This window comes from Mucilaginibacter koreensis, assembly GCF_054783355.1.
Genome location: NZ_BAAGQS010000001.1, coordinates 3,135,155 through 3,149,986, shown reverse-complemented (window position 1 = coordinate 3,149,986; position 14,832 = coordinate 3,135,155). Strand labels below are relative to the sequence as shown.

At 44.4% G+C, this 14,832-nt stretch carries 13 protein-coding genes; 10 read left to right on the top strand and 3 right to left on the bottom strand.

The genetic code is table 11. The features are described from left to right. The first annotated feature begins 114 nt into the window (after positions 1–114). The 7 genes from ACYVNW_RS14100 to ACYVNW_RS14070 all read left to right on the top strand — a co-directional run bounded on the left by ACYVNW_RS14100 (position 115) and on the right by ACYVNW_RS14070 (position 6,167). Positions 115–1,257, top strand: a complete 1,143-nt coding sequence (locus tag ACYVNW_RS14100) for a DNA polymerase III subunit (RefSeq protein ID WP_460680512.1) — start codon at positions 115–117, stop codon at positions 1,255–1,257. A 6-nt stretch (positions 1,258–1,263) separates the two neighbouring features. Beyond that, positions 1,264–2,649: a PSP1 domain-containing protein gene (locus ACYVNW_RS14095; RefSeq protein WP_460680511.1), complete on the top strand. Its 1,386-nt coding sequence runs from the start codon at positions 1,264–1,266 to the stop codon at positions 2,647–2,649. Beyond that, positions 2,633–3,121 (top strand): gliding motility lipoprotein GldH, encoded by a 489-nt coding sequence (locus tag ACYVNW_RS14090; protein ID WP_460680510.1) that lies wholly within the window; start codon positions 2,633–2,635, stop codon positions 3,119–3,121. The genes ACYVNW_RS14095 and ACYVNW_RS14090 overlap by 17 nt, the downstream gene beginning before the upstream one ends. A 160-nt stretch (positions 3,122–3,281) precedes the next feature. Continuing rightward, on the top strand, positions 3,282–3,602 hold the full coding sequence (locus ACYVNW_RS14085; protein WP_460680509.1) for a hypothetical protein: 321 nt from the start codon (positions 3,282–3,284) through the stop codon (positions 3,600–3,602). A 64-nt stretch (positions 3,603–3,666) separates the two neighbouring features. Continuing rightward, positions 3,667–3,909 (top strand): hypothetical protein, encoded by a 243-nt coding sequence (locus ACYVNW_RS14080; protein WP_460680508.1) that lies wholly within the window; start codon positions 3,667–3,669, stop codon positions 3,907–3,909. A 64-nt stretch (positions 3,910–3,973) separates the two neighbouring features. Continuing rightward, the gene (locus ACYVNW_RS14075) at positions 3,974–5,365 is read left to right on the top strand and encodes a DNA recombination protein RmuC (protein ID WP_460680507.1); all 1,392 of its coding nucleotides are present in this window, start codon (positions 3,974–3,976) and stop codon (positions 5,363–5,365) included. Positions 5,366–5,429: 64 nt separating this feature from the next. Further along, the gene (locus ACYVNW_RS14070; protein WP_460680506.1) at positions 5,430–6,167 is read left to right on the top strand and encodes a 3-keto-disaccharide hydrolase; all 738 of its coding nucleotides are present in this window, start codon (positions 5,430–5,432) and stop codon (positions 6,165–6,167) included. Between the two features lie 43 nt (positions 6,168–6,210). Here the strand turns inward: ACYVNW_RS14070 and ACYVNW_RS14065 are convergent, their stop codons facing one another. Both ACYVNW_RS14065 and thiL read right to left on the bottom strand, forming a co-directional pair. Then, positions 6,211–7,278 carry a sodium:calcium antiporter gene (locus ACYVNW_RS14065; protein WP_460680505.1) on the bottom strand — a complete coding sequence of 356 codons (1,068 nt, stop codon included), beginning with the start codon at positions 7,276–7,278 and terminating at the stop codon, positions 6,211–6,213. Positions 7,279–7,323: 45 nt separating this feature from the next. Further along, positions 7,324–8,364, bottom strand: a complete 1,041-nt coding sequence (gene thiL, locus ACYVNW_RS14060; RefSeq protein WP_460681022.1) for a thiamine-phosphate kinase — start codon at positions 8,362–8,364, stop codon at positions 7,324–7,326. 203 nt (positions 8,365–8,567) lie between these two features. Between thiL and ACYVNW_RS14055 the strand changes: the two genes are divergently transcribed. Both ACYVNW_RS14055 and ACYVNW_RS14050 read left to right on the top strand, forming a co-directional pair. Then, on the top strand, positions 8,568–9,935 hold the full coding sequence (locus ACYVNW_RS14055) for a DNA/RNA non-specific endonuclease (protein ID WP_460680504.1): 1,368 nt from the start codon (positions 8,568–8,570) through the stop codon (positions 9,933–9,935). Positions 9,936–10,044: 109 nt separating this feature from the next. Then, complete coding sequence (locus tag ACYVNW_RS14050; RefSeq protein WP_460680503.1) at positions 10,045–11,544, top strand: DNA/RNA non-specific endonuclease; 1,500 nt, start codon at positions 10,045–10,047, stop codon at positions 11,542–11,544. A gap of 287 nt (positions 11,545–11,831) precedes the next feature. On the opposite strand, the gene nadA is transcribed toward ACYVNW_RS14050, so the two are convergent. Further along, on the bottom strand, positions 11,832–12,824 hold the full coding sequence (nadA, locus tag ACYVNW_RS14045; protein WP_460680502.1) for a quinolinate synthase NadA: 993 nt from the start codon (positions 12,822–12,824) through the stop codon (positions 11,832–11,834). A 410-nt stretch (positions 12,825–13,234) separates the two neighbouring features. Here nadA and nadB point away from each other — a divergent pair, with 410 nt between their 5' ends. Continuing rightward, positions 13,235–14,830 carry an L-aspartate oxidase gene (nadB, locus tag ACYVNW_RS14040; protein WP_460680501.1) on the top strand — a complete coding sequence of 532 codons (1,596 nt, stop codon included), beginning with the start codon at positions 13,235–13,237 and terminating at the stop codon, positions 14,828–14,830. Positions 14,831–14,832 lie beyond the last annotated feature (2 nt).

Here is a 14,832-nt window from a genome sequence, read left to right as displayed (position 1 = left end):
CCGGTGAGATGCCTCTAAATTTATAGTTACCTATTACATTTTTCTTCTCTCAAATCTCATATCTAACATCTCAAATCTGATTTACATCTCACATCTAATTCCTATCTTGCCCCAATGCAGTTTAAGGATATAGTGGGCCAGCAGGCCACCAAGCAACGTTTACTGGCTACGGTGAAAGAAAACAGGGTAAGCCATGCCCAATTGTTTTTAGGCCCTGAAGGATCGGGCAGCTTACCGCTGGCCGTAGCTTATGCGCAATATCTAAGCTGTGAGGATAAGCAACCTCAGGACTCATGCGGGGTATGTGCTTCCTGCCGTAAATATCAGAAGTTGGTACACCCCGATCTGCACTTTTCATATCCGTTTTTTGCCAAGCACAAGGATGATACCGCCCTTTCATTTATTGAGCAGTGGCGTGAAGCTTTAACCGCACATCCTTACCTGAGTATGGATATCTGGCGCAGTTACCTGGAGGCCGATAATAAGCAGGCCAACATTAACATCGCCGAGTGCCACCAGATTATTAAAAAACTAAGTTTAAAGCCATTCGAATCCGAATACAAAATTTTGATTCTGTGGCTTCCAGAGTATTTGGATAAAGAAGGCAATACGTTGTTAAAGCTGATTGAAGAGCCGCAGCCCAATACTCTATTTCTACTGGTTGCCCAAAATCAGGATCAGATACTGAACACAATTTTATCGCGTACGCAGCTGGTTAAAATACCGGCACTTGGCTACGAGGAAGTAAAAGAAGAACTGATTAAGCACGGGCATACAGAAGCAGCCGCTGCCGAGGCAGCTTACTTAAGCAATGGTAATTTAACCGAAGCCCTGCAACTGTTAAAACAGCAGGATGGCAAAGGCTACCATCTGCCTTTTTTAAACTGGCTGCGCGATTGTGTAAGTAACAAAGTGCCCAATGTAATGAGCAACTTTGTAGAGCCTATTGCCAAAGCCGGCCGCGAAAACCAGAAAAACTTTTTGCGCTATGGCATCAGTTACCTGCGCGAGTGTTGCCTGCTGCTGGCCGGGGCCGAAGAGCTGGTACACCTGCCGCCTGCCGAATTAGAGACGGCAAAAAAAATGGTAAATTTTATTACCTTGCCCATGGCAGAGGCTATATGTGCCGAGTTGGAAAAAGCGCACTACCATATTGAGCGCAATGCCAACCCTAAAATTTTATTTTTAGATGTATCTTTGCAGATTGTTAAGATATTACATTTTAAAATGCTCCCGCAAGGGACTCAATATATATAACCAATTATGGGATGTGGAAGTTGCTCAACCGGGGGCGGATGCGCACCGGCTGGCTGCAAAAGTAATGGGGCTTGCCTCACCAACGGATGCAGTAAATTAGATGTTTACGACTGGCTGTCGCACATGGACATGCCGGCAAATTATAAGCCGTTTCAAATTATCGAAGTTAAATTTAAAGGTTCGCGTAAGGATTTCTATGTGAACCAGGATAATATTTACCTCGAAAACGGCGAACTGGTAGTAGTAGAAACCACTTCGGGCGGGTATGATGTAGGCCACGTATCGCTCACCGGCGAACTGGTGCGCATGCAAATGACCAAGCGCCGCGTAAAGGAAAACGATGTCACCAAAAAAATCTACCGCCGTGCCACCCAGGCCGATGTAGACAAGTGGAAAGCCGCCAAAGACCTGGAATGGGAAACCATGCACAAGGCGCGTACCCTGGCACTGAACCTCAATTTGTCGATGAAAATAAGCGACGTAGATTACCAGGGCGATAAAACCAAAGCTACCTTTTATTATACCGCTGAAGGTCGGGTCGATTTTCGCGAACTGATCAAGAAGATGGCTGAGGCTTTCCGTATTCGTATCGAAATGCGGCAGATTGGCATGCGCCAGGAGGCCAGCCGTTTAGGTGGTATTGGCTCCTGCGGACGCGAGCTATGCTGCTCTACCTGGCTTACCGATTTCAAAACGGTGTCTACTGCGGCAGCGCGCTATCAAAATTTATCGCTCAATACGCTTAAACTGGCCGGCCAATGCGGTAAATTGAAGTGCTGCCTCAATTACGAGCTGGATACTTACATGGATGCTTTAAAACACATCCCCGATAACGTACACATGTTGCGTACCGAGCAAGGTGACGCTCGCCTGCAAAAAACAGACATTTTTAAGCGCCTCATGTGGTTTAGCATGCCCGGTGCCGAAAACTGGATTGTATTGCCGGTAAGCCGCGTAAAAGAAATACAAAAGCTGAATAAGGAAGGTGTGATACCAGCTGAGTTGAGCGATGAGGTAATAGAAAAAGATGAGCCGGTAAAAGTGCTTGATTACGAGAACGTGGTAGGGCAGGACAGCTTAACCCGTTTGGATGAACGCAGCAACCGTAACAACAATAGAAAGAAGAAGAACAAAAAGCCAAACAATCAACAGCCACAAGGCGAGCGCAAGCCAGATAACCGTAACCAGCAGGCCAAACAGCCGCAGGTACAAAAGGTGGTAATTGAAGAAACCATTAAAACGGTAACTGTTGAGGTAACCAAAGCCGAGGGTGGCCAAACGCCGGCAAATCCGGCCAAAAAGAATAACCGTCGCCATCACCGCAACCGTAACCAAAACAGGCAAAACCCTAATAACCAACAGCAAGGTAACCGGAATGAAGGCGGCGCTTAGATATGGCTTACGGCTTTCGGCCTGCGTTGTTATGTTAGTGTTAGTGCGCTGTACTGATCCGCGTGCGGTATTGGACCAGAATGCGCGTATTGATAACCGCAACTGGGCTTATGTAAATAAAATTAAATACGACGTTAGCATTGAGGATACCACGTCGGCTTACAACCTGTATTTGAACCTGCGGGTAACGGCCGATTATAAGTATTCCAACCTGTTTGCCCTCATCAGCGAAGGCAAGGCAGGCGCTGCCAAAATGCATACCACCCGTTACGAATTTAAGCTGGCCAACCCTGACGGCGAATGGCTGGGCAAGGGCAGCGGAAACTTATACAGCTATCAGATTCCGTTTAAAACCGGTTTTCATTTCCCCGGCAGGGGCGTTTACCATTTTGAGATAGAGCAGAACATGCGTAATAACCCGCTTAGGGAAGTAAGTGATGTAGGTTTGAGGGTGGAGAAGGCTACGGAATAAAAAAGCGAATAAAAACTTGATTAAAAGGCAGCGTTTAACAAACCCTGCCTTTTTAAGTTTTATTGGGTAAACTTGTTAGTACAAAAAAGATATATTAAAATTTTAAGTCAGTTACAATTGTCCAACTCATCGCAATATCACAAATTTAATATAAAACAATATGACAATTGAGGAAGAAAAATACCACTTATCAACTAAAGTATATAGGCAGTTGGCAAAAAAGGTAACTGAAAATCTAAGATTTTTATATCTAGATATTGATCTTATAGAAGGTAATATGCTGATTACAGCATTTTACAGGACAGCGCCAAATGAGATTGAGTTGGAACTATTAGATGATATCGCAACTAACAGTAATGCACCGATCGCAAACTTTTATGTAGATTATACCTACAAATTAATGAGCGAGCATAATGAAAATGAAGTTCACGATTTTTTGATATTCGCCTTTTATGATGAATCAGAAGATACGCTTAATTAATAATACACACTTTCAAAAGAAACCCCTGCTCAGCAATTCTGTTAAATTTATATAATGTTTTGATATGAAAAAGCTGATTTTATCCATCATAGCAGGCGGTGCATTGTTTATTGCTGCATGTAACGGCACTAACCAAACCGGCGGTGCAGCGCAAGACTCAAGTCAGAGCAATGGTAACTCCGGCCCTGCTGATACTTTAAAAGCTTTGGGGCAAGGTACGCCAGCCAGTACCTCAACAGGAGGTTCTGATATGTCGAGTAACGGAAAAGGTGTGAGTAGCCCTACTGTTGACAGTACAAAACACTAAGCACCTACATAAAATTTAGCAATCTTCATAAATTACTTCCTACATTTGCTAATATTATTATCAAATGGGGATGATTGCGATTATAGTTGCGGTAGTAATTTTAGCCATAGCGGTGGTTTTGTTTATCAAAAAGCCGCAGGCAACCGTTGGTGTTATCAGTGCCGAAGAGTTTGAAAGCTTAAAGGTAGCTAACGAACAGCTGAAAATAAGTCTGGCTATTGCCGAAGAAAAATGCCGTGGGCTGGTTACCGAAAAAGACAATATTGTAACCCTGTTACAGCAGGATATTGAAAAGCTGAACGGCGAACTGGTAGACGAGCGCCTGGAACTGGCCGAAGCCAACCGCAACCTGCAACGTGCACAATCATTTAATGAGGCCCAGCAGCAAAAATTTACCGAGCAAAAAGAAGAGCTGGCTCAAACTCGCCTGCACTTGCAACGTGAGTTTGAAAACGTGGCCGAGAAGCTCCTGAAAGAGAAATCGCGCGAATTTACGGATGTCAATAAAACCCATCTGGATCATATCCTTACCCCACTAAAAGAAAACATCAAAGCTTTTGAAGAAAAGGTAGACAAGGTGTATAATATGGAGGCTGCCGAACGCAATACCTTGAAAGGGGTAATTACGCAGCTGATGGAGTTGAACAACCAGATCAGTAACGAGGCTAAGAACTTAACTACAGCCCTGAAAGGTGATAATAAGAAACAGGGCAACTGGGGCGAGTTTATCCTGGAAAAAGTATTGGAGCGCTCCGGTTTGGTGAAAGACCGGGAGTACCGTTTGCAGGCCAATTACCAGTCGCACGATGGTAACCGTTACTTCCCGGATGCAGTAATTGATTTGCCAGATAATAAGCACCTCATTATTGACTCTAAAGTATCACTTATTGCTTATGACCGCCTGGTGAACTGCGAAAGCGAGGAGGAACGTAAATTGCATGCCAAAGCACACGTGGAGTCATTGCGCGGGCATGTGCACAACCTGTCGGCCAAAAATTATCATGACTTAAAGCAAATTAACTCGCCCGATTTTGTGTTGTTGTTTGTACCCATAGAGTCCTCCTTTAGTTTTGCGGTACAGATAGATGCCGACCTGTTTAACGATGCCTGGGACAAGCGGGTAGTAATTGTAAGTCCATCCACCTTACTGGCCACCCTGCGCACCATTGCCAGCATGTGGAAGCAGGAACGCCAGAACCGCAACGTAATGGAAATTGCCCGCCTCAGCGGCGAGATGTACGATAAGTTTGTTGGCTTCTTGGGCGATATGGACAGCCTGAGCAAAAACCTGAGAACCAGTCAGGATGCCTTTGATCGCGCCATGAACAAGCTCTCGGAAGGCCGGGGTAACCTTACCATTACCGCAGAAAAAGTGAAGAAGTTAGGGGCGAAGGCAAATAAGCAGATTGAGCAGCGGTATATTAGTGATGCGGTTGATGATAATCAATTACAATAATTATATATTTACGGTAACAGCCAATGGGTTCTGAATTTACAGCACTCCAATCGTTAACCTGAATATGAAACCACTTCTTAACAAAGTAATTCCTGCGTGTTTACTCGCCGTATCTGCTTTATTGGCCACCTCTTGCCAGCAAACAACTGCCTCTCACAACACCCTCACCGCTGAAGAGCAAAAAGATGGCTGGCAACTTTTGTTCGATGGAAAAACCATGCACAACTGGCACATTTACAACAAAGGCGATACCGCATCGGCCTGGAAGGTGAGTAACGGCGAATTGTGGTGCGATTCGAAAATTAAAAATATCCATGCCGATCTGGTATCAGATTCGGTATATAAAAACTTCGATTTAGCATACGAGTGGAAGATTGCCAAAGCCGGTAATAGCGGCGTGATGATAGATGTGCAGGAAGATAAAAAGCACGGTGCCACCTTTGTAACCGGCCCCGAGATGCAATTGGAAGATGATGAAAACTCGCCTGTGCACAAAGGTCATCTTACACAAATGGCGGGTAGTATATTTAATGTAATACCCACCAATGAGTCGGCTAAACCTAAGCCTTTCGGGCAGTGGAATACCGGGCGCATTACACAGCAAAATGGCAAAGTAACCATCTATTTAAATGGTAAAGTAACCGCCACGGCAGATTTAAACAGTGAAGACTGGAAGAAAGCCATACAACAAGGAAAAATGCAGGTTTACCCCGACTTTGGAAAGACCACAGAAGGCAAAATAGCTTTACAAGACCATTTGGATGCTACCTATTTCAGGGATATTAAAATCAAAAAACTGTAGGTTTATATGGATTACAGCAATCATTAATTAAGTAGCAACCTGATTAATGATTGCTGATTAAAAATAAACCGCCCACGCCAAGCAGATAAACAAGCAAAACCAGTATAGAATCTATACCCATATTTAAAAATTGCCGTTTTGGCCTGAAGATCATGCCACAAATGTAGATGATAGTCAGCAGCATGGCCAGACAGGTAAGGTAGATATCGGAATGCTGTGCCTGCGGCAACGGAGCTTTTCCTGATACCAATGAGGCCACCAGAAAAAGTACCGGTAAAAACGCATTGCCGCCAAAAATATCGCTCATGGCCAGTTTGTAGTCACCTAATTTTACAGAAGCCAATCCGGTAGAAATTTCGGGCAGTGAGGTGGCCAGGGCAAGCACTGTGGCGCCAAACACTACCCCGCCCATATGTATTTTACCGGCAATAGCATCACCGCTTACTTCTAACGCTACGCCTGCAACAAGTGTAATCAGTGCGCAACCTAAAAACAGCATTACTACTTTTGCAGTGCTCTGGTTTTTTGCCTGCTGCCCGGTTTTATCCTGAGCATGGCCTTTTGGTTCGGCCTGACTATCAGGTGCATGCCCCTGCTCTGTCCACGGTAAACCTTTACCGGCTTTATTTACCAGCCATAAACTAATCATCCAGCAAACCACTATTAACATACTTGCCGGCTCAACACGCAAAAATATGAACGATGCCGGCATCTGGTGCCCGATAACTACCAATGATAAAATGGCAATGACAGATAATGCCTCTAAAATAAGCGGAATGGAAGCGGCCTTATAAGTTAAATTAAATGCTTTACCTGTTCCAAATACATCCAATATTACCAGTACCACTGTTTGTATCGCTATCCCACCCAGAATGTTACCGATGGCAATACTTAGATCGCCTTTTAATGCAGCACTTACTGTAATAGCAATTTCGGGCAAATTGGTAACCACAGCCAGTATAATAGCTCCACCCAATGCTTCGCCGATATTAAAGCGTGTGGAGAGGATATCCGTAGTGTTGGATAATTTGATACCTGCAAGCCATATGGCCGCAGCAGCCAACACAAAAATGAGCAATAATACAGGCAATGATAGCATAGATAAATCCATACCTGCTAAACATACATCAGCAGATATAGATTTATCTATTTTAGCTTACGCTTTAAATGCATTCCAGCCCTGTGCTTTCAGCTCATGTACACTGCCACCTTTAGAGATCAAATTACAGCCGGCTGAAGCCTCAGTAATGTAACCAATGATACTGATGTCTACATCGTGCTTAATCCTGTCGTAGTCGGCCTGTTTAACGGTAAACAGCAGCTCATAATCTTCGCCGCCACTCAGGGCACATATGGTAGGATCGAGGTTAAATTCGCGGGCAGTCTCGTAAGTCATAGGGTCAACCGGTATTTTTTCTTCATACAAGTTGCAGCCCTTATTGCTCTGTCGGCAAATATGCAGCACTTCTGAGGCCAAACCGTCGGATACATCAATCATCGAGGTTGGCTTTACATTCAGGTCTTTCAGCAGTTGTACAATGTCCTGCCGCGCTTCAGGCTTCAACTGGCGTTCTACAATGTAATCTTTGCCTTCCAAATCAGGCTGAATGTTCGGGTTTTCCAGGTAAATCAGTTTCTCGCGTTCCAGCAATTGCAGGCCCACATAAGCACCGCCCAAGTCGCCTGAAACACAAATCAAATCACCCTCTTCGGCACCATTACGGTAGGTAATCGCCGATTCATCAGCATAACCCAGCACAGTTACACTAATCACCAGGCCCTGTTTCGATGAACTGGTATCGCCGCCAATTAAATCTACTTTATATTTTTCGCAGGCCAGGTAAATGCCTTCATACAATTCTTCAATAGCTTCTAAGGTGTATTTACTGGATAGGCCGATGGAAACAGTAATCTGCGCCGGGGTGGCATTCATGGCGCAAATATCGCTCAGGTTTACCTGCACGGCTTTGTAGCCCAGGTGTTTCAATGGGGTATAAGCTAAATCAAAATGAATGCCTTCCAGCAGCATATCGGTACTTACCAGTACTTTTTTACCAGTATAATCCAATACGGCCGCATCATCACCTATGCCTTTTTGCGTGCCGGGATGATGCAATTTTACATTTTTGGTGAGGTGCTCAATCAGGCCGAACTCGCCTAATTGTGATATATGGGTGGTTTCTTTATTGTCAAACATGCTCATAGCGTAGTACCGTTTAGGGTAACAAAGGTACAAAAGCAGTTTTAAATGCGGTTACACGGAATACGCACAGACTTAACTTATAATTGATTAAAGATTAATCTTTCCCTAACCTGCGGGCTCAACTTCCATTCGGATTATTGCGTAATAAGGTATTGATTTTCAATACTTCATTCATACCCCATCAAACAACAATACTCATGATGAAAATTAAACATTTACTTTCTTTAACGGTGGTTTCCGCACTGCTGTTTTCTTCCTGTAAAAAGGATGTGCAGGGCATAGATGAGCCTGTAGCAGAAACTACCACCACACCAAGGGCGGTAACCCAAACTTTTAGCGAAGGTTTTGAATCGGCTACCAAAACATCTTATGCTGCAGCATCAGTAACCTTACCTTCTGGCAGCTGGACGCTGGATGACGCCTTGATTGGCAATAGCAGTTCGGATGCCAAAAGCGGCAGCCAGTCGGTACGTATGCGCAATACCGGTACCCTGAGTATGAATTTTGATGTGAGCACAGGCGCTTCTACCGTAACCATTAAACACGCCCTGTATGGCAGCGATGGCAGTTCACAATGGCAATTATGGGTATCGGCAAACAGTGGCAGCAGCTATACTCAGGTAGGCAGCACTATTACCACCAGCAGTACTGCATTGCAAACCGCTATATTTACAGTGAACCAAAGTGGCAGCCTGCGCTTTCAGGTGCGCAAAACTTCGGGCGGTACCAACCGCATTAACCTGGATGATGTTGTGGTGACCAGCTATGATTCAGGAACAGGAACCGGCGGAGGTACAGGTACTGCAACTGATAACTCAAACCTGCTATTGGGTAACCCCAGCAATGCACAAAATAGTGTAATGTTTCCTGCCAATTACTTAAAAGATCAAACTTACTTCATTGAATCTTACAACCGCGATCAGGGTAAACCTAATTGGGTAAGCTGGTACTTAGGCAGCACTTCATTAGGTGCAACTGACCGCACGGATGCCTTCCGTAACGATGCTACCTTGCCATCAGGATGGTACCAGGTGCAAAGTACCAGCTACTCAGGTTCAGGGTTCGACCGCGGCCACAACTGCCCTTCGGCCGACCGTACCACGACTACTGATGCCAACCGGGCTACCTTTTTAATGGACAACATGATGCCGCAGGCCCCTAACAACAACCAGCAAACCTGGGCCAACCTCGAAAACTATACCCGCTCATTGGTGAGTGCAGGTAACGAGTGTTATGTCATTTGTGGCTCTTATGGTTCAGGCGGTACAGGTGCTAATGGCTTTGCCACCACTATTGATAACGGCAATGTTACCGTACCGGCCCGCACCTGGAAGGTAGTTGTGGTAATACCTAACGGCAACAACGATTTAGGCCGCATTACCAGCAGCACCCGGGTGATTGCTGTAGATATGCCCAACACCAACTCTATCAGCACTAACTGGAACACTTACATTACTACGGTGGATGCCATTGAAGCAGCTACAGGGCTGGATATCATGTCAAATGTGGCCACCAGTATCCAATCTATACTCGAAGCTAAGAAAGATGGTGGCTCATCAGTTTAACTTGTTATTTTACTTGCAGTTACAAAATTTGTCATATTTGTAATACAAATAAGCTGTGTTAACATTAATTTAACACAGCTTTTGCATTTTTGCAGCTTAATTAATTTATATGAAATTTAGATTTTTACTTTTCGTTGGAATTGCTTTAGCAGTTACCAGTTGTAAAAAAGACAGAAACATGGATGGCGGCGGCCCTGACCCGGTATTGCCTGTTGCACCAAAGCCTTTTACCATCACTGAAGATTTTGAAAGCGGAGTTAAAACCAGCTATGATGCTGACAATGTTACTTTAGCTACAGGTTCATGGAACTTGGACGGTGCTTTATTGGGTACCGATAAAAGTGATGTAAAGAACGGAAGACAGGATGTACGCATACAGGGTACCAATGGTAATACCAAACGAAATGGTATTTTAAGCATGAATTTCAATATTAAGCATGTAACATCCGTTTCTGTTAAATCGGCACTTACCAATTTTGCTGATAAGCAAAAGCCAGGGCCAAATGTAACAACGCTTTTAAAAGGGTATTGGGAATTGCAATCATCAAAAGATGGCGGCAAGACTTATACTAAAGTTGGTGCAACGGTTAACCCTACAGATACAGCTACCCTGGCAACTACCACTTTTATGATTACTGATACTGCCGCTCAGCGTTTTCGTATTGTTAACACTTCTGATTTAAATGGCAGCAACAGAGTGAGAATCAGTATTGATGATATTACTTTTAATGGTATGGGCGATGCCGGTGTAATTGTAGGCACACCTGATACCAACCCTGTTGATACAACAGCTACAAGTACAGCTACTGCTCCTCGTGGTGTTACTGTAGGCGCTGATGCGCCTCCGGCAAGCGGCGATAACAATAACTTATTATTCGGTAACCCTTCAGGCGCTAATAACGCATTGTTAGACAATTATCTATTAAACCAAGGGTACTATACTGAAAGCTACAGTTCATCTCGCGGTACACCTAACTGGGTAAGCTGGCACCTAGATGCCACCAATACCACCAATGCCACCGGTCGTTTAGATAATTTTGCCGGTTTCAACGGTTTACCCTCATCTATGTACGTAGTACAAAGCAACAGCTATTCAGGTACAGGATTCGACCGCGGCCATAACTGCCCTTCAGCCGATCGTACCAGTTCAGCTAATGCTAACGCCGCTACTTTCCTGATGACAAACATGATTCCGCAGGCACCACAAAATAACCAGCAAACCTGGAATAACCTGGAAGGTTATTTACGTAACCAGGTAGGTGCAGGCAACGAGGTTTACATCATTATGGGTAGCTATGGTACTGGTGGTGTGGGCAGCAAGAGCACAGCTACAGTAACTACTATTGATAATGGCCACGTAACTGTACCAAGCAATGTTTGGAAAGTAGCCGTAATTATTCCGAATGGTAATGGCGATTTATTACGCGTAACCAATAACACCCGTGTAATTGCAGTGAATACACCAAACGTAAACAGCATTAACACCGACTGGACCAAATACATTGTAAGCGTACGCGATATTGAAAAAGCCACCGGTTACAACCTGCTTTCCAGCCTGCCACAAAGCGTTCAGGATGCGATTGAGGTAAAAGTAGATGCAGGAATTTAATTTTTTGATGTGTAGATATGCAGGTGTGCGTATGTGCAGATGCTAATAAAAGGGGATTGATGTTGATCATCAATCCCCTTTTTTACATTTCTAAAATCTTGTCATTGCGAGCGACAGCGTAGCAATCGCACAGAGGCATCTTCGCCCCGCATAGCAAGCGATTGTAACATCGTTCCTCCTCGCAATGACAATAGCTTATAAATAATAGAAAAGCCGCTCTTGAAGCGGCTTTTCTATTACGCTAATAAAGATTTATCTGCACATACGCGCATATCTGAACATCAATCTTACAATCCCAGTTGCGCTGAAATCTCCAGCATCCGTTCAATCGGCTTTACAGCTCTCGCAATAATATCAGCTGGCAAGGTAATTTCAGGCTGTTCATTTTTAAGGCATAAATAAAGCTTCTCCAGCGTATTTCTTTTCATGTGGGGACAATCATTGCACGCACAAGTATTATTCGGTGGAGCCGGTATAAACACCTTCTCTGGGTTATCTTTCTGCATTTGGTGCAGGATGCCCGATTCAGTAGCCACAATAAACTCTTTATCTGGGTGTGAAGTAGCATATTTCAGAATACCTGTGGTTGAGCCGATATAATCGGCCATCTGTAATATCGTTTCCTCACACTCCGGGTGAGCCAGCAGCTTAGCGCCGGGATGACGTTCTTTGAGTTTGGTAATCTTCTCACGCGAAAAGATCTCATGTACCATGCAGGCACCATTCCATAACACCAAATCGCGGCCTGTTTTCTTGGCAACATAAGCCCCCAAATTACGGTCGGGCCCGAAGATGATCTTTTGGTCAGGCGGCAGGCTTTCTACAATCTGCACAGCGTTGCTGCTGGTACATACAATATCGCTTAGCGCTTTCAGTTCTGCAGTGCAGTTTACATAGGTAATTACCAAATGATCGGGGTACTGCTCTTTAAACTTTTTAAACAGGTGCGGCGGGCAGCTGTCGGCCAGTGAGCAGCCGGCTTTAATATCGGGCAGCAATACTTTCTTGGCAGGGGAGAGAATCTTGGCCGTCTCTGCCATAAAGTGTACACCGGCAAATACAATGATATTCGCATCCGTTTTAGCGGCCTGTTGCGATAAGCCCAGGCTGTCGCCTATGTAATCGGCAATATCCTGTATGTCGCCCTCCTGGTAATAGTGCGCCAGTATCACGGCGTTCTTTTCTTTTTTCAGCCGTTCTATCTCATCGTACAAGTCCAGCGTAGGGTCGATGTATTCGTCCGCGTATCCTTTAATGTCAATTTCTTCAGCAACCGTCATTGTTCACAACCTAATAAATACAAGTATTATAATTAATATATATTCTTATTGTTTGTTAAGGTGTTGGTATGGGGTAAAACTCAAGCGTTAATTCCTTTGCATTTTGAGTTATCACCATTTTATCCACAGGTTATTCTATACTGCACAGAATTAAGTTATTGATTTACAGTATATCCACGTTCTCCACATGTTATTAACAAACAAAAAATGTGAAATAAATCTTCTTACTGAAAATGTGGATTGTGCTGTGAATTACATTTAAAAATCAGGAGCAACTTACACTTGTGTTCAGTAAAATGTAGAGTTATCCACATTTGCACAAACTTTTCACTTTTTACTTACGCAAAATTAACATCTTTTGAAGCGGTTATTCACATATCTGCTACTTTTACACATTTTATAGAATTACGATGACGAAAAATGTGGATTTCCTGGTGATCGGATCAGGTATCGCCGGGCTCAGTTTTGCCCTTAAGGCCGCCAAGCATGGTAAGGTTCTGATAGTTACAAAGGCCAGCGCCGATGAATCAAACACGAAGTATGCTCAGGGCGGTGTGGCCGTAGTTGTGGATAAACAAGAGGATTCGTTTGAAAAGCATATTCAGGATACGCTGATTGCCGGCGACGGGTTGTGCGATAAGGAAGTGGTAGAAATTGTAGTCACTGAAGGTCCGGAACGCATCCGCGAAATTATTGACTATGGTACCAACTTCGACAAAACGAATGAAGGCATGTATGACCTGGCTAAAGAGGGCGGCCACTCCGAATACCGGGTACTGCATTATAAAGACATTACCGGTTTTGAAATGGAACGTGCCCTGCTGGAGCAGATTCATCAGAACCCCAATATTGAAGTGCTTACCCATCACTTTGCCGTCGACTTAATTACGCAGCATCACCTGGGGCAGTATGTAGATAAGTCGACACCCGACATTACCTGCTATGGTATTTATGCTTTCAACACAGAAACACAGCAGGTAGATAAATTTTTATCAAAGGTAACCGTAATGGCCTCTGGTGGTGCCGGGCATATTTATGCCACTACTACCAACCCGGTAATTGCTACCGGCGATGGTGTGGCCATGGTGTACCGTGCTAAAGGCCGTGTGCGTAATATGGAGTTTATACAGTTCCATCCCACAGCCTTGTATAATCCCGGTGAGTATCCGTCTTTCTTAATTTCGGAAGCCGTACGTGGTTTTGGGGGAATACTGAAGCGCACTAATGGCGAAGAATTTATGCAAGAGTACGACGAGCGCAAATCATTAGCCCCGCGTGATATCGTAGCCCGTGCCATTGATGCCGAGATTAAAAAATCGGGCGAAGATTATGTGTACCTGGATGTACGTCACCGCAGCAAGGCAGATATCTTAGCCCACTTCCCGAATATTTATGCCAAGTGCCTGGACATTGGTATTGACATGACTAAGGATATGATTCCCGTATCGCCTGCCTGCCATTATATGTGCGGCGGTATTATGGTAGATCATGCCGGCAGATCTTCAATTTTAAATTTGTATGCCTGCGGCGAATGTTCATCTACAGGTTTGCATGGTGCTAACCGTTTGGCTTCCAATTCATTATTAGAAGCCTTGGTATTTGCCCACCGTATTTATGAAAATGCGGTACAACAATTTGGAAATCAGACTATTCCTGACCAGATACCGGATTGGGACGAAAAAGGGGTGCAGCTCTCCAACGAGGATGTGCTGGTGACCCACAATATCCGCGAGATGCAAAAGCTGATGAATGATTATGTCGGCATTGTCCGGTCCGATTTTCGCTTGGAGCGTGCTATGCGCCGGCTGCGTTTACTTTATGAAGAGACAGAGGAGTTTTATAAGCGCACCAAGCTATCCGTCAAATTATGCGAGCTGCGTAATTTGATACAAGTATCTTATATTGTGGTAAAGTCGGCCATGCTGCGTAAAGAGAGCCGGGGACTGCATTATACTACAGATTACCCAGAACATGCGGCTGAAGCGGTAGATACGGTGTTGAAGTAAAT